The sequence below is a fragment of the Candidatus Poriferisodalis sp. genome, from assembly GCF_965205175.1.
GTDB lineage: Bacteria > Actinomycetota > Acidimicrobiia > Acidimicrobiales > Poriferisodalaceae > Poriferisodalis.
This window is the reverse complement of the sequence record NZ_OZ242038.1, coordinates 672,394-687,298: the sequence shown is the minus strand read 5'-3', so window position 1 is coordinate 687,298 and position 14,905 is coordinate 672,394. Positions and strand designations below refer to the sequence as shown.

Here is a 14,905-nt window from a genome sequence, read left to right as displayed (position 1 = left end):
GCCAGCAACGCGGACGGCGGCGCCACGCGCTGGTGCATGACCGTCGCCAGTCCTGTAGGACTCTTGCGGCTGGTCGCCACCGGCGACGCACTGAGCGCCGTGTCGTGGCATGACGAAGCACCCCTCGACCCATCGGCGGCCGACCCGCAACGACGCGACATGACCAGCGAAGCGGAACACCCCATCCTGCGCCGCACCGCGCAACAGCTCAACGAGTACTTCGCAGGCGATCGCACCAGCTTCGACATCCCGCTCGATCTGCGCGGCACGCCGTTCCAGGTCGCCGCATGGCGAGCGCTCGGCAGCATCCCCTACGGCACCACGCGCAGCTACCTCGAGCAGGCAACGTGGATCGGCAGGCCCACGGCCGTGCGCGCCATCGGCCAAGCCAACGGCCGTAACCCGGTGCCGATCGTGCTGCCATGTCATCGGGTCATCGGCGCCGACGGCTCACTCGTGGGCTATGGCGGCGGGCTGGACCGCAAGACGACGCTGCTCCGGCTCGAGGGCGCCCTCGGCTGATCCGGCTCTACCGAGGCAACCGCCGTGCGCGAGGAGGGAATTGAACCCTCACGCCCTTGCGGGCACAGGCACCTGAAGCCTGCGCGTCTGCCATATTCCGCCACTCGCGCGTGAAGCCGACAGGCTAGCCGGCACCAGCCGTCAAGAGATACAGCCAGACGTGCGGCCATACACTGGAGGGTCGTGGACTCTGCCAGCCCACTGGCCAAGAGCGGCTCGCCGGTTAACGCCCAGTGGAACGCTCAAGGCCGCGTGCTGGCACATGCAGCGCACGATGCCGAATCGTGGTGGACGCGGATCGATGTCTGAACAATTGGTGCGACTGCTCTCGGTATGCGTGCTCGTACTGATGTACTTGTTCCTGTTCCGGGTGCTACGCGCCGTGTGGGCCAGCGTCGCAATACCCCGCCATCGGACCGGCCAACAATCCGGCCGGCGGTCGTTCCGGGCGCTGCGAAACGGCGGTGCTCACCACAGCAACGGCATCGCATCCCCAGAACCGCTCGCGCTCGTCGTGCGTTCGCCGCTGCACGCGCAAGGGGAGCGGCACCTGCTCGCCGAGGCGCTGACCATCGGCCGCAGCCCCGAATGCGACGTGATCATCGACGACGGCTACTCCTCGCAAGCTCATGCCCGCTTCTACCGCAACGGTGGCCAGCATCTGCTGGAAGACCTCGGCTCCACCAACGGGACGTACCTGAACCGCCAGAAAGTCGACACCGCGACGGTGGTGCGCACTGGCGATTTCGTGCAGGTCGGCGCCACCGTCTTCGAGGTCAGCACGTGACGGCTCGACAGCGGCCACAGCGAAGTGTCTCGACCCCCTGTGACACGTTGCCGCAGCACGGCGAGACGAGACGACGGTGAGCGTCCCGGCCCGCCACATGCGCATCCGCTGGGGCGGCGCGTCGGATCGCGGCTTGCGGCGCGCGGAGAACCAGGACGCGATGTACGCCGACATCGGTCTGTTCGTGGTCGCTGACGGCATGGGCGGTCACCTCGGCGGCAGCGTCGCGTCGAGCCTCGCCGTGAAGACAGTCGCCGCTAACTCCCCCTCGACGCCGAGTGAACTGCTGGCTGCCGTCCGCCACGCCAACCAAGTGGTGCATCACCGGTCGAACACACATGCCGACCTGACCGGCATGGGCACGACGCTGTGTGCCATCGCCGTGGTGCAGCACGCCGAGCAGCGCGTGTGGTGCCTGGTGAACGTCGGGGACTCGCGTGTCTACCGCTATCACGGCGGCGAACTCGTTCAGCTGACGATCGATCACAACTTCGTGGCGGAGCTGGTCAGAGCCGGCGACCTCACCGTGGAACAGGCCGCCGAGCATCCGCGACGCAACACGCTGACGCGAGCCGTGGGCGTGGAACCGGACGTCAAGATCGACGACTGGGTGCTGGAACTCTCCGGCAACGACCGATTCCTGCTGTGTACAGACGGCATCACCAACGAGTTGGAGGAATCCGACATCCGCGAGCTGCTCGACGTCGAACAGCACCCGTCCGACATCGCACGCTCGCTCGTTCGTCAAGCCAATGACCGAGGAGGGCGCGACAACTCCACCGCACTCGTGGTCGACGTGGACATCGCCGGCGGCCCCGATGAGCCGGTCCTGGCCGCTGCCGCTGCGCCGGCGCCCCGCCATCCCCGTCGAGGGTCCAGCGTCGCCCAGCGCACGTCGCGACGGCGCGGGCGACGGCGCACCCGCGCTCGTTGAGTTCGACACCGCGCGGGCGCAGGCGCACCCAGACCGCTCTCGCGACGCTGGCAAGCGTCGCTGTGTGCGCCGCGTTCGCCGTCGCCGGCATCGGCGCGTCGCGCAACGACGAGGCGGCGTCGCTGTGGGGTGCCGCAGTGTGGCTGGGAGTCGTGCTCGGTGCCGGTGCAGCAGCCCACATCGCTATCGGACGCTGGGCACCCGACAGCAACGAGCTGGCATTCGGCATCGTCGGACTGCTGGTCGGCGTCGGCTGGGTGACCGTCGTCCGCGTCGATCCGGGGCTCGCGCCCGGCCACACCATCGCGGTGGTCGCAGGGTTCGGCGCACTCGTAGGGTCCCTGTTCGCGATGCCGCTGCTCGATTGGTGCATGCGGCGGCCGGGCACCTTGGGGGCCATCGCCATCGTGCTGGCAGCACTCGGCCTGTTCGGACGCGGCACCGACGTGGCGGCGGGCGCCTACGAACCGGCGCGGCAGTGGCTGCACCTCGGCGCGGCGAGCCTGCAGCCGTACGGGCTGGCCAAACTCGCAGTGATGCTGGCGGCGTGCGGGCTCACGGTCGCAGCGCCCCCCTGGCTGGGGGACCGCTTGGCCTTCCATCGTCATGTCGCCGGCGCCACCGCAGCAGCTGTCGGCGCTTGGACGCTCTTGATTCTCGGCGGGGACATCGCATCGGGAGTCGTGATGTTCGTGGCAGCTTGGCTGCCGCTGTGGCTCGACGGCGACGGTCACCACACACACGCCGCACCGACGGCAGCACGATCTGTGCGCGTACGAACGCTCGGCGGCATCATCGCCGCCTACGGCGTCGGCGTGGTGGTGCTCGTCTCGGTCAATGACCGATTGTCCGCCCACGTGCGCCATTGGCAGAACCCGTGGACTGCCGCCGACGGGCCGGCAACGACGGAGAGTGCCTTCGCCATGAGCGCGGGCGGGCTGAGCGGCGTGGGTCCCGGTCTCGGCTCGCCGCAGCGCATCGCGGGCGCACACAGTGATTTCGTCTTTGCGGTCGTCGTCGAGGAACTCGGAATTCTGGGCGGCGCGTCAATCTTGGCTGCGTTCATGCTGCTCACCGGTGTCGGCGCCGCCATCGCGCAGCGAGCACACGGCACCCATCGCTTGCTGGCGACCACGGCAACGATGGTCGTCGGACTGCAGGCACTGCTCAGCATTGCGGGCGTGCTGAGACTGGCACCGCACACCGTGGGCGCGCTGCCGTTCGTGGCCCACGGCCCGGCCGCCCTAGTCGGCAACTGCATTGCCGTCGGGTTGCTGCTGGCGATCTCCAGCGGCGGCGGGGCGTCGCGCAACGGACCCGCCGACGTGCCCGACAGCGTGACGGCGCGTCGCTCGTGAGACGCCGCATCATCGCGCTGACACTCACGCTCGCTGTCGGCTTTGCCGTGCTCGGAGTGCAGCTCACCAACCTCGGTTTCTTCGCCGCCGACAGCTTGCGCAGCCACGAACGCAACACGCGCGCAGCGGCCGCTGCCCTCGGCAGCGCACGCGGCACCATCAATAGCATCGACGGCGAAATCCTCGCGCTCTCTGTCCGTCGACAGGGCACGGACTCGCAGCTGATCCGCACGTACCCGCATGGGTCGCTGTATGCGCACATCGTCGGATACTTGGGCCCCGCGGCGGGTTCTGCCGGAGTCGAACGCAGCTATGACAACGAGCTGTCCGGCACGAAGACGGACATCGCCGTGCGGGAGCTGACCGACCTGTTCGCCGACAGCGAGCGGGTGGGAGACCTTGTACTCACCCTGGATCACGGCGTTCAGCTCACCGCACGCGCTGCGCTTGGCGATCGCGATGGCGCGGTGGTGGTCTTGGACACGACGAACGGGGCAGTGATCGCCATGTGGTCTCGGCCCAGCTTCGATCCCAACGCGCTGACGTCCACGGCAAGCGACGATTACGACTACCGCGAGCCGCCGGCCGCTCGCGCCTACCAGCATCACTACGCCCTCAGCACGCCCGGTGTGCCCGCCGGCGCGGGCGCCGATGTGCTGGAAGGAGCACGACGATCAATGGGTTCGACCGGCATCGACTTGCCAGGCGAACCAGCGCGTGCCGACACCGACAACGGCGCCGTCAGCAGCGCAGACGACGAGCAGGTGCTGTTGACGCCGCTGCAGTTGGCGCAGGCCGCAGCAGCGATCGCCAACGGAGGCGTGGGGATGCGGCCGTACCTCGTGCATCGAATACAAGCGCGATCCCCAGACCGCCACAGCGACGTCGACCCGTCGGCCGCGGTGCCGGCGCTGACGCCGCCCGACGGCATCGGGCACCTCTTCGAGCCGACAGACGCGGCGTATCTGCTGTCCCGCATGACCGCAGCGGCACAGGACGCCTCGATCAGCCTCCACCCAGCCGACGGCGAAGCGTTCTCCGCAGCGATCGCTACGGGCCGCCTTGCGCTGGCGACCAGCGGCACCGCGCGCGGCGGACACTGGGCTGTGCTGTTGGCACCCGCCGATGCGCCCACCGTCGCTGCAGCCGTGCTGATCGAACCCGATGTCGGGGAGGACCGCGGCGGCGCTACCTTGGCGGCAAAGATCGCGGCAACCGCAGCGGAGACCGCGCTCGGGCTGAGGGCTGACGCCGACGCCGGTCGAGATCGCCCCTAGCACACTCACCACGCCGGCCAACGGCCCGATCGCCCCAACAGTACCCAGTGCTCATGGACGAATCCGACAACCCTGTCTTCGGCGGGCGCTACGAGCTGTTCAGCCGTATTGCACGCGGTGGGATGTCCGAGGTGTTCCTGGGACGCGACCGCCTGCTCGACCGACCCGTCGCCGTCAAGGTCCTGTTCCCTGAATTCGCGACCGACGTGTCATTCGTCGAGCGCTTCCGGCGCGAGGCTCAAGCTGCCGCGAACCTGAGCCAGCCGAACGTGGTCGGCGTCTACGACTGGGGCAGCCACAACGGCACCTATTACCTCGTGATGGAGTACGTGGAAGGTCGCAGCTTGGCGGAGATCATTCGCAGCGACGGCCCGCTGCATCCCGATCGAGTTGCGGACATCGCCATCGACATCGCCTCCGCGCTGGCCTTCGCTCACGCCAACGGTGTGGTGCATCGCGACATCAAGCCCGGCAACGTCATGATCACCGGGTCCGGGCAAGTCAAGGTGGCCGACTTCGGTATTGCACGAGCGGTGGGCGGCGGCACCGAAGACCTCACGCGCACCGGCTCGGTCATGGGAACCGCGACGTACTTGTCGCCTGAGCAGGCTCAGGGGCTGGAGGCGGATCCTCGCAGCGACGTGTACTCGCTGGCTGTCGTGCTGTACGAGATGCTCACGGCTGGGCCTCCGTTCACCGGTGACAGCCCCGTCGCCATCGCCTACAAGCACGTCCAAGAATTGCCGGTTCCGCCGACACGCTACAACGCGGACGTTCCCTACGACCTCGAAGCTGTGTGCTTGCAAGGCCTCGCCAAGGACCCGGCGGCTCGCTACGGCGGCGCCGGCGACCTGCGCGACGACCTGCTGCGGTTCCGCGCAGGTCAGCCGACGCATGCGGCGGCAGCACAAGCGACCGCGCACATCCCGATGGTGAACGCAGCCCTAGCCCAGGCGGGTGTGGGCGCCGCATACGCCGAAGCACCCGTGCCCGTTCCCGCGGCCGACAGCCGAGGCCCGCATACCGCGGCACCGCCCTACGACCACCACACAGCCGGAGCGAGCGAAGCGGGCGACGCGCGGTATCAGCCGGACTACCTTGCCGGCCCTCCGCCCAGCACCGTCGAACCGCCGGATCGCACACCGATGTGGATCACGTTGCTGGTCGTCTTGCTGCTGATCATCGCCGGATTGGTGTTCCTGCTGGTCAATGACCGCGGCCAGTCGGGAGTTGCGGTCGAGCCCGCTGATGCCGCCGATGTGCGACTGCGGGTGCCCAGCGTTGTGGGCCTGCACTTCGCCGATGCTGAACGCGAACTCCGCAATGCCGGTTTCGAGCACGTCCGCATCGAGTTCGCTGAACGCGACGACACAGAACAGAACCTCGTCTTCCAACAGAGTCCTCGCGCCGGATTGCTGCTGGCCGAGCCGAATGATCCCGACAATCCGATCACCCTGTTCGCGGCTGCATCGCGCACCTTGATCTCGCCGCCCAACGTGGTCGGTCGCACCTACGAAGAAGCAGAGACCCTGCTCGTCACAGCAGGCTTCAGCGTCGAACGGTTCGATGTACGCAACGACAACTTGGCGATCGGGCTCGTGACCGAGCAGAGCATTTCGAGTACTGAACAGCGTCCGGCGGGCACGGTCATCACGCTGACGGTCTCCGCAGGCCGGGGCGAAGTGGAGGTGCCGCGACTGGTTGGCCAGACCGTCGACGACGCCCGGGTCACGCTGGCCCGACTCGGGCTCGTGGACCGGGTCGAGCGACTGCACTCAACCGAGTTCAGTGCCGGCACGGTGATTCGCAGCAGTCCCGATGCTGGTGCCTCGACCGAGCGCGGCAGTGTGATCACGCTGGTCGTCTCTGACGGGCCGGAGGAACTCGTGGTGCCAACGTTGGACTCGTTCGACACGACGCTCGCCGACCGTATCGAAGCCCAGCTGAGGACGCTCGGATTCACCGTGAAACGGGTGGCAAAGGAGGTGTCCAACCTGGACGTCAACACGAACGTCGTTCGAGACATCAGCCCCGAGCCGGGCACCGTGCTCATCGCCGGCTCTGAGGTTGTCCTCCATCTGTTCGAGCCGCCGAAGATGCTGACCGTCCCGAGTCTGCAGGCTTTGGAGACCTTCGATCCCGACAGAGTGGAAAAGGCGCTGACCGAGCTGGGCTTCGCCGTCGAGCGGCGCACGCAGACGGTCGCAGCAGACGACCCTGCCGACGGACAGGTCATCTCCCTCGATCCGTCGCCCGGCACCGACATCAGAGTCAACTACGACACCATCACCGTGATCGTGGCCGAGGCCAGTGATCAGAGCGGCGAACAGAGCGATCCCGACAGCTAGCTGCTCGGACGCTCAGGCAGGCAGACGGGCAGATGGGCATTCAGACGATCTGGCATTCGGACCGTTAGGTTGAACCGCCATGGCCAGGCCTCGCAACACCAGCCGCATCACGCCCAAGGGCACCCAGCCCCAGCATGCACCCGCAGGGCAGCACGGCCCCAGCAGCGCTGCGCCGGCCAGTGCGTCGTGGTTCGGTTGGCTGATCATCGCAGTGCTCGGCCTCGGCAGTGCGGTGATCGTGGCGAACTACCTGAGCTGGCTGCCGGGCAGCCCTACCAATGCATGGATCGCCGTGGGCTTAGGGATCATCTTGCTCGGGGTCCTGCTCGCCACTCGCTGGCGTTGAGCGGCGGCGCCGGCGCGCCAGCAGCGCCGAGCTCAACGACGACTCCGTAAATCACACTGATGTGACTTTCCCCACTCTGTGGACAAATTGTGAATGTCGGCGCCGTCACTCGTCGGCGTCGGCGATGAGGTCCATGTCCTCGCTGCAGCAGCGCGGCGGTTCGGGCTGTTGCACTGGAGCGCGTGTCATGCGCATCTCGGTGCCGCAGAGACTGCATCGGTAGGTGAGCCGCACCCGTCGCAGCTCGCCCGGCGGCGGAGGCGGAGGGATCGGCCTGGAGAAGGTGGCCATCATCCGCAGGCCGAGCCGGTACACGAAGTAGATGAACAGCAGCGAGAGTGGCACCGCAAGCCACAGATCCACGCCTGCAAGCTACTGCCGTTGCCCCGCCGGCTCGTCGGCACGAGGGCGCGGTGGGGGGCGGTGTGGGCGTGTGGCAGTGTGGACGCATGCGACCGACGGGGACCGAGCCAGGCGACTTCGTCGAGTACGACATGGATCTCTACGAAGCGCAGCGCCGCAGCGCTACGCGAGCGGCGCTGGAAGCCAGTCGTGCCGAACTGTCCGCGGAACTCGGCGTGGAGCTGCGCGTCGCCAGTGAAGGCAACGAGCTCGTGCTGGTCGACGCTGAGGGAATCCGATATCGGGCGAGCTTGAACCCGCGTGGACGGCTGGTGCTGACCGCGGCTCGGCGAGCGAGCCTGCTCTAGCGCGAGGGTGCTGCCCGGAATGCCCGTTCGAGCAGCGACGGCGATGGCGCAGGCTCGGGCGCCAGCACAGGCTCAGGCTCGGGGCGGGATCGAGGCTCGAACAGCGGTGACGCAGCGGCGGCGGCACCCGTGCTCGGTTCGGCACCCACGACAGGCTCGACGTCAAGTCCCAGGGCGCGCCGATCCGTGAACTCCCATCCGACGGGGACGGTGATGCGGTTCGCATGGGTGCGACACAGCGGCATCGCCACGACACGACCACGTGCACCGCCGGCGAGAGCAGTGTCGTCCAAGTCGTAGAGCCACGCCTTGGTCCCGAGCACGTCGTAGCCCAGACCAGCCGTCGCTGACTGGGTACACATCCCCCGGACACACTGCAACATGGCCTCCGACGGTACCGGCGCGGCGGGGACGAGTCGGGGATAGCCGCGAGCGATCTCGCTAGGGTTCACCGCGTCGGCAGCACACCGCGCCCGACAAGCGAACGAGGGGAGCAGCCATGGTTGGCGGAGCGTTGAAGTCCGCGAGCATGGACGATTTCGATCTTCGGATGTCCGCCGAGGTCGAACCGCTGTACGAAGCGGTCAAGGCGTTCATCCGGGACGAAGTCGACCCCATCACCGAAGAGTTCCACCGGCTGGGAGACCAGCGCGCCGAGCGCTGGAGCTGGGCGCCGGGCCAACTCGAACTGTTGGACGGCGCCAAGGCGAGGGCGCGTGAGCAGGGCTTGTGGAACTTCTTCCTGCCCGACGCTGAGACCGGCGAGGGCCTCAGCAACCTCGACTACGCGTACATCGCGAACGAACTCGGCAAGAACCGGCTGGCCTCAGAGTGCCTGAACTGCTCCGCGCCCGACACCGGCAACATGGAGGTGCTCGAACGAGTCGGCACACCCGAGCAGAAGCAGCAGTGGCTCGAACCGCTGCTCGAGGGCAAGATCCGCTCCGCGTATGCCATGACCGAACCCGCGGTGATGAGCTCGGACGCCAAGCAAGTGCAGACCAACGCCGTGCTCGACGGCGACGAGTGGCTGATCAACGGCGAGAAGTTCTACATCTCCGGGGCAGGCGACCCTCGCTGCAAGATTATGATCACCATGGTCCGCACCAACCCCGACGCGGACACCTACAAGCAGCAGTCGCAGATCCTCGTGCCGATCGATGCTCCCGGCGTCGAGATCTTGGGCCCGATGCACGTCTTCGGAGGCGACGACGCGCCTCACGGGCACATGCACATCGCGTTCAACGACGTCCGCGTGCCCAAGGACAACATCCTGCTCGGAGAGGGACGCGGTTTCGAGATCAGCCAGCTGCGGCTCGGGCCTGGCCGCATTCACCACTGCATGCGCTCCATCGGCAGCGCCGAGAAGGCCATCGAGATGATGGTCGACCGCGGCGTGAGCCGAGAAGGGTTCGGCAAGAAGCTCATCAACCTCGGCAAGAACATGGAGATCGTCTCGCGGTCCCGCATCGAGGTGGAAGCGATGCGGCTGATGGTGCTGCGCGCTGCGAAGGCCATGGACACGCTGGGCAACGCCGAGGCTCGCGTCTGGGTGAGCGCCGTCAAGGCCATGGTGCCGGAGAAGTGCTGCGACATCATCAACGAGGCCATTCAGATGCACGGCGCGGCCGGCGTCTCGCAGTGGTTCCCGCTGGCAGACATGTGGCACGCGCAACGAACGCTGCGGCTGGCCGACGGACCCGACGAAGTCCATCACCATGTCGTGGCACGCGCTGAAGTCCGTACCCGCGAATCGGAGCGGGCAGCTGGGCTCGCCGCCGACCACGCGCTCGACGGTCCCCGTCGCGACGTTCTGGCGTTCGCCGGTCCGTAGCTCGCCGGCTAGGAACTCTGGGCCGGCAGCTGCTGGGCGCGGACCCGCAGCTCTACTTTGCGGATCTTGCCCGACGGAGTGACCGGCATTTCGTCGACGAAGATCACTTGACGGGGGATCTTGAAGCCGGCGATGCGGCCGCGGCAGTGCTCGATGAGCGATTCCTCGGTGAGGTCCGACGCGGCGCCGGGCGCGAGCTGCACGAATGCGACGGGGACTTCCGCGAGACGGGGATCGGGCCGGCCCACCACGGCTACCTGCTCGATGCCGTCGAGAGCCAGCAAGTAGCCCTCGACCTCAGCGGGTGAGACATTCTCGCCGCCGACCTTGAGCATGTCCTTGTGGCGACCGATGAACACCAAGTGGCCGTCCGGTCGTAGTCGGGCGATGTCGCCGGTGTCGAGCCAGCCGTCGGCGCCGAGCACTTCCGCCGTGGCATCCGGGCGGCACCAGTAGGCGTCCATCACCGTGTAGCCGCGAACGAACAGTGCGCCGGGGACGTCTCGGGGGCAGATCTTGCCGGTGTCGAGGTCTCTGATCTGGAACTCGATGCCGTCCATCGGGTAGCCGGAGGCTTCGGTGCGCTGCTCCACCGAATCGGTCGGGTGGCTGCAGCTCACGAAGGCCCAGGACTCGCTCATGCCCCAACCAGAGATCGTCGGGCAGAACACCTCCTGAGCCCGACAAGCGGTGGGAGTGGACGACTCCATGCCGGCCGCGAGCGTGCCGATCCGCAGGCTGGACATATCGCGGGGACGCTCATGGTGGGCACGCAGGAGGTCGCCCCAGTGGGAGTCGAAACCGTGCAGCACGGTGCCGCCGAGCGATTCCACGCTCGCCAGCACCGCTGCGGGGTCGAAGGTGTCGAACAGCACTTGGCAGCCGCCGGTCAGCACGGCCTGGATCGACACCTCCCCGAAGCCGAACAGGTGAAACAGCGGCAGATAGCTCATGTGGACGTCGTTGGCCGTGTGGCCGAGCAGCATGGCTCGCTCGCGGCTGTTGCGCAGCGGACGGTGGGTGTGTACCACGCCCTTGGGATGCCCAGTGGTGCCCGAGGTGTAGGCCAGCATCATGCGGTCGTCCACCGACAAACTGGCCGCACGCTCGGCCAGCTCTCGGTCGCCGACGCTCGTTCCGGCGTCAAGGAACGCATCCCAAGTCATCGCGCCGGACAACGCGTCGTTGCGCGCAGCACCGGTGAACACCAATCGCTCCAGCTCCAGGTAGCCGGCAGCGGCGATCGCCGGGTACGCCTCGCAGAGCATCTGGCGGTAGTCGATCGGCCCCGACCGGTCTAACGAGATCATGAACCGGCTCTGCGACTGCGCCACGGTGAAGGCGATGTCGTCGGTTCGGTAACGGGTGTTGAGCGGGACGATGCAGCCGCCCGCCTTGGCGACGCCGTACTGCAGCCACAGCCACTCGGGCAGATTGGTCATCCACACCGCCACGTGGTCGCCACGCTGCACGCCCAAGGCCATCAGTCCCTTGGCGACGGCGTCCACCTGGCGGGCGAACTCGGCGTAGCTCCAGCGGCGATCGCCGAAGATCACCGCGGGTCGGTCGCCCCACCGCTGCGACGCCCGATCCACGGCATCGCCGAGCAGCAGCCAGTCGTACGTCGCAGGCGCGGCCATCGGCGCATCGTAGAGCCTCAGCCGGCCTCGCTCAGCCGACGCCGTCCTACAGCGCCGCCGTACGACGGCACGCGCAGACCAGCGGTCAGGGCTAGTTTCGACGGGTCCGCGCCGCCCGCACACGCACAGGAGACGCATCATGGAATTGGATCTGATGACCGGTTCATCAACGTGGAGCGACGCGGCTGAGCTGGCACGCACTGCAGAGCGCGTCGGCTTCTCAGGAATGCTGTACACCGAGACCGGGCAGGTGCCGTGGATGCAGCTCGCTGCGGCTGCCATGGCAGCACCCAGCCTCACCTTCACCACCGGCATCGCGGTCGCCTTCCCCCGCAGCCCGATGGTGTCTGCACAGATTGCCTGGGAACTCGCCGGTGAGACGCAGGGCCGCTTCCGGCTCGGACTCGGCAGCCAGGTGAAAGGGCACATCGTGCGGCGCTATGCCGCCGAGTTCGAGCGGCCCGCGGCGCGCATGCGCGACTACGTGGGTGCAGTCAAGGCATGCCTGCGAGCCTTCCGCGGCGAAGAGCGGCTCAGCCACAGCGGCGAGTTCTTCGAGCTGAGCCTGCTGCCGCCACAGTGGACGCCGCGCCGCCACGACTACGGCGACGTCAAAGTCGACATCTCCTCGGTCGGGCCGATCATGAACGGCGTGGCCGGCGAAGTTGCCGACGGCGTCCACGTCCACCCGATGCACACCATGCACTACATCAACGAGCGGCTGCTGCCCGAGGTGGCTCGCGGGGCCGAACGCGCCGGCCGTGACACCGCTGACATCGACCTGATCGTGCCGGTGTTCGCCGCTCCCGGCGATACGCCCGAGGAGTTGGCCCCGCTCATCCGCCGAGCCAAGATACAGATCGCGTTCTACGGCACCACGCCGAACTACTCGTTCCAGTTCACCGATCTGGGCTACGAGGGAGTGACCGAAGTGCTGCGCAAGCACATGAGCACGGGCGATATCGCCGCGATGGCCGGCACGATCACCGACGACATGCTCGCGCACTTCGCCGTCATCGGCCCGTGGGACGAGATGGCGGACCGATTGGCGGACCGCTACGGGGGCACGGCCGCTCGGGTGGTGATGTACCTCGCCGAGGAGCAGCTGCGCTCCGATCCCGAGACCGTCCACAAGTGGGGCGAAGTGGCGCAGGCCATCCGCTCCCGGAAGACGCCGTGAACGGCACGCAGATTGCCGGCCGCGTTGCGCTCGTCACCGGTGGCGCCGGGGGCATCGGCCGCGAGATCTGTCTCGGGCTGGCCCGCGCGGGGCGCCGCGTGGCCGTCGCGGATCTGCGCCTGCCCGAGGCTGCGGAGACCGCGGCGGCAATCAGCGCGGAGGGTGCCGGCTCGCTTGGGGTCGACATGGACGTCGCGGACGCGGATTCGGTCTCCAGAGGTCTGATGACGGTGAGGGACGAACTCGGCCCGGTCGAAGTCCTCGTCAACTGTGCCGGCTGGGACGTGTTGCAGCCTTTCGTCATGACCGACGAAGACCTGTGGGACCGCGTCATCGAGATCAACTACAAGGGACCGCTGCGGACTACACACGGATGCTTGCCGGCGATGATCGAAGCGGGCTACGGGCGGATCGTGAATGTCGGCTCCGATGCGGGTCGGGTCGGGTCCTCGGGCGAGGCCGTCTACGCGGGCGCCAAGGGCGGCGTCATCGCTTTCACCAAGACCGTCGCCCGTGAAGTGGCGCGACATGGCATCACCGCAAACGTCGTGTGTCCCGGCCCCACAGACACTCCGCTGCTGGCCGACATCGCTTCGGGGAGTGATGCGAGCGACAAGATCATCGCTGCGATGGCCCGCGCCGTGCCGATGAAGCGCATCGGGCAGCCTCAGGAAGTCGCCGCTGCGGTGGTCTTCTTGTGCAGCGAGGAGGCCGCCTACATCACCGGCCAGACACTGTCGGTCAGCGGCGGCCTCACGATGGCCTAGGCGGGGCCGGCCTGTTTGGGGGCTGGCCTGTGGAGCTGACGGGACTCGAACCCGTGACCCCCTGCTTGCAAAGCAGGTGCTCTTGCCATCTGAGCTACAGCCCCGACGAATCGGCCGGCAGTGATGGTACCCGCACGCAAGCTGCCGAGCCCGGCTGTCTGCTAGGAAAGCTGTCTGCTAGGAGACCAGTATGAACATGCCTGCCATTTCACTGGCCGCTGTGCGCGGCCGCCGCGAGCACACGCTGGACATCGCCGCTGAGATCGAGCGGCGAGGCTTCAGCGGCATCTACTGCCCGTCCATGGGCGATCCGGTCGCACTGTGCCAGTCCATCGCACATGTCACCAACGAGATCCCCTTCGGGACGGCGGTACAGCCGATCTACTTCCGCAACCCCGTCGATTTGGCCTCGACAGCGGCGTTCATCCACGAACTGTCCGGCGGTCGCTTCTGGCTGGGCATCGGCGTGACGCACGGACCGGTACACCGACGCCTCGGCATCTCGCCAGGCAAGCCGCTGTCGGACATCGCTGACTACGTCGCGTCCATGGAATCGGCGGCCCGTCAGCACGGCGAACTCCCGCCGATCGTGCTGGCCGCGCTGCGCCAGCGCATGACCGAGCTGGCCGCTGAGATCGGTTCAGGGGCCGTGTGGGCCAACGCCAGTCGCAACGACTTCGCCAACTCGGTGTCCCACCTCGGCCAAGCGGCCCACAGCGACGAGTTCTTCGTGGGGAACATGATTCCGACCGTCATCGACGAGGACCGTGCAGCGGGTGCTGTTCGCAACCGCAAGACGCTCGCCGGGTACGTCGCGCTGGAGAACTACCGCAACTACTGGAGACAAGCCGGCTGGATCGAGGAGATGAACGCCGCCGAGCAGGCCATCGCCGACGGCGACGCTGAGGCGCTCAACCGGGCGATGACCGATGACTGGCTCTCGAACGCCACGCTGTACGGCTCAGCCGGCGAGGTCCGCGACGGGGTGCAGGCGTGGTTCGACGCCGGATGCAAGACGCCGATTCTCGTGCCCTCGAGCACGAGCGGCGGTCAGCTCAAAGCGCTCGAGGAGGTGTTCGACGCTTTCGCCTGAGCAGTCGCGTTCCACCGCCGGCGCACGCCGCTTCGGGTTCGCACGGGTGGAGACCGTCGCGACGCACCCACTGCGTTCCACTGAGACCGGACGAGAGCACCGTTACGAT

The 14,905-nt window shown here is 67.6% G+C and carries 16 protein-coding genes and 2 tRNA genes; 13 read left to right on the top strand and 5 right to left on the bottom strand.

The annotated features are described in order from the left end of the window. Positions 1–36 precede the first annotated feature (36 nt). Entirely contained in the window at positions 37–522 is a 486-nt protein-coding gene (locus ACOGI4_RS02935; protein ID WP_419843079.1) for a methylated-DNA--[protein]-cysteine S-methyltransferase, read from the top strand. Between the two features lie 25 nt (positions 523–547). On the opposite strand, the gene ACOGI4_RS02930 is transcribed toward ACOGI4_RS02935, so the two are convergent. Continuing rightward, a tRNA-Leu gene (locus ACOGI4_RS02930) sits at positions 548–632 on the bottom strand. Positions 633–705: 73 nt separating this feature from the next. Here ACOGI4_RS02930 and ACOGI4_RS02925 point away from each other — a divergent pair. From ACOGI4_RS02925 to ACOGI4_RS02895, 7 genes are all read left to right on the top strand, one after another. Continuing rightward, on the top strand, positions 706–831 hold the full coding sequence (locus ACOGI4_RS02925; protein ID WP_419842446.1) for a hypothetical protein: 126 nt from the start codon (positions 706–708) through the stop codon (positions 829–831). Further along, complete coding sequence (locus tag ACOGI4_RS02920) at positions 824–1,309, top strand: FHA domain-containing protein (protein WP_419842445.1); 486 nt, start codon at positions 824–826, stop codon at positions 1,307–1,309. The genes ACOGI4_RS02925 and ACOGI4_RS02920 overlap by 8 nt, the downstream gene beginning before the upstream one ends. Positions 1,310–1,385: 76 nt before the next feature. Continuing rightward, positions 1,386–2,243, top strand: a complete 858-nt coding sequence (locus ACOGI4_RS02915) for a PP2C family protein-serine/threonine phosphatase (RefSeq protein ID WP_419842444.1) — start codon at positions 1,386–1,388, stop codon at positions 2,241–2,243. Next, the gene (locus ACOGI4_RS02910; RefSeq protein ID WP_419842443.1) at positions 2,240–3,601 is read left to right on the top strand and encodes an FtsW/RodA/SpoVE family cell cycle protein; all 1,362 of its coding nucleotides are present in this window, start codon (positions 2,240–2,242) and stop codon (positions 3,599–3,601) included. Before ACOGI4_RS02915 ends, ACOGI4_RS02910 begins: the two co-directional genes overlap by 4 nt. Next, positions 3,598–4,878 carry a penicillin-binding transpeptidase domain-containing protein gene (locus ACOGI4_RS02905; protein ID WP_419842442.1) on the top strand — a complete coding sequence of 427 codons (1,281 nt, stop codon included), beginning with the start codon at positions 3,598–3,600 and terminating at the stop codon, positions 4,876–4,878. The genes ACOGI4_RS02910 and ACOGI4_RS02905 overlap by 4 nt, the downstream gene beginning before the upstream one ends. 53 nt (positions 4,879–4,931) lie before the next feature. Continuing rightward, entirely contained in the window at positions 4,932–7,226 is a 2,295-nt protein-coding gene (gene pknB, locus ACOGI4_RS02900; protein WP_419842441.1) for a Stk1 family PASTA domain-containing Ser/Thr kinase, read from the top strand. 79 nt (positions 7,227–7,305) lie between these two features. Then, positions 7,306–7,572 carry a cell division protein CrgA gene (locus ACOGI4_RS02895; protein ID WP_419842440.1) on the top strand — a complete coding sequence of 89 codons (267 nt, stop codon included), beginning with the start codon at positions 7,306–7,308 and terminating at the stop codon, positions 7,570–7,572. 105 nt (positions 7,573–7,677) lie between these two features. Here the strand turns inward: ACOGI4_RS02895 and ACOGI4_RS02890 are convergent, their stop codons facing one another. Further along, positions 7,678–7,935: a hypothetical protein gene (locus ACOGI4_RS02890; RefSeq protein WP_419842439.1), complete on the bottom strand. Its 258-nt coding sequence runs from the start codon at positions 7,933–7,935 to the stop codon at positions 7,678–7,680. Positions 7,936–8,021: 86 nt separating this feature from the next. Between ACOGI4_RS02890 and ACOGI4_RS02885 the strand changes: the two genes are divergently transcribed. Then, on the top strand, positions 8,022–8,282 hold the full coding sequence (locus ACOGI4_RS02885; RefSeq protein WP_419842438.1) for a hypothetical protein: 261 nt from the start codon (positions 8,022–8,024) through the stop codon (positions 8,280–8,282). On the opposite strand, the gene ACOGI4_RS02880 is transcribed toward ACOGI4_RS02885, so the two are convergent. After that, the gene (locus ACOGI4_RS02880; RefSeq protein ID WP_419842437.1) at positions 8,279–8,665 is read right to left on the bottom strand and encodes a DUF3499 family protein; all 387 of its coding nucleotides are present in this window, start codon (positions 8,663–8,665) and stop codon (positions 8,279–8,281) included. The genes ACOGI4_RS02885 and ACOGI4_RS02880 overlap by 4 nt on opposite strands. 116 nt (positions 8,666–8,781) lie before the next feature. Here ACOGI4_RS02880 and ACOGI4_RS02875 point away from each other — a divergent pair, with 116 nt between their 5' ends. Further along, positions 8,782–10,116, top strand: coding sequence for an acyl-CoA dehydrogenase family protein (locus ACOGI4_RS02875; protein WP_419842436.1), 1,335 nt, complete (start codon positions 8,782–8,784; stop codon positions 10,114–10,116). An 8-nt stretch (positions 10,117–10,124) separates the two neighbouring features. On the opposite strand, the gene ACOGI4_RS02870 is transcribed toward ACOGI4_RS02875, so the two are convergent. Further along, on the bottom strand, positions 10,125–11,756 hold the full coding sequence (locus tag ACOGI4_RS02870; protein WP_419842435.1) for a class I adenylate-forming enzyme family protein: 1,632 nt from the start codon (positions 11,754–11,756) through the stop codon (positions 10,125–10,127). Positions 11,757–11,895: 139 nt separating this feature from the next. Here ACOGI4_RS02870 and ACOGI4_RS02865 point away from each other — a divergent pair, with 139 nt between their 5' ends. Together ACOGI4_RS02865 and ACOGI4_RS02860 are read left to right on the top strand one after the other, a co-directional pair. After that, positions 11,896–12,936 carry a TIGR03617 family F420-dependent LLM class oxidoreductase gene (locus ACOGI4_RS02865; RefSeq protein WP_419842434.1) on the top strand — a complete coding sequence of 347 codons (1,041 nt, stop codon included), beginning with the start codon at positions 11,896–11,898 and terminating at the stop codon, positions 12,934–12,936. An 11-nt stretch (positions 12,937–12,947) separates the two neighbouring features. Beyond that, positions 12,948–13,703 (top strand): SDR family NAD(P)-dependent oxidoreductase, encoded by a 756-nt coding sequence (locus ACOGI4_RS02860; protein WP_419843078.1) that lies wholly within the window; start codon positions 12,948–12,950, stop codon positions 13,701–13,703. 30 nt (positions 13,704–13,733) lie between these two features. Here ACOGI4_RS02860 and ACOGI4_RS02855 read toward each other — a convergent pair. Continuing rightward, positions 13,734–13,807 (bottom strand) — tRNA-Ala (locus ACOGI4_RS02855). Between the two features lie 86 nt (positions 13,808–13,893). Between ACOGI4_RS02855 and ACOGI4_RS02850 the strand changes: the two genes are divergently transcribed. Continuing rightward, the gene (locus ACOGI4_RS02850) at positions 13,894–14,796 is read left to right on the top strand and encodes an LLM class flavin-dependent oxidoreductase (protein WP_419842433.1); all 903 of its coding nucleotides are present in this window, start codon (positions 13,894–13,896) and stop codon (positions 14,794–14,796) included. Positions 14,797–14,905 lie beyond the last annotated feature (109 nt).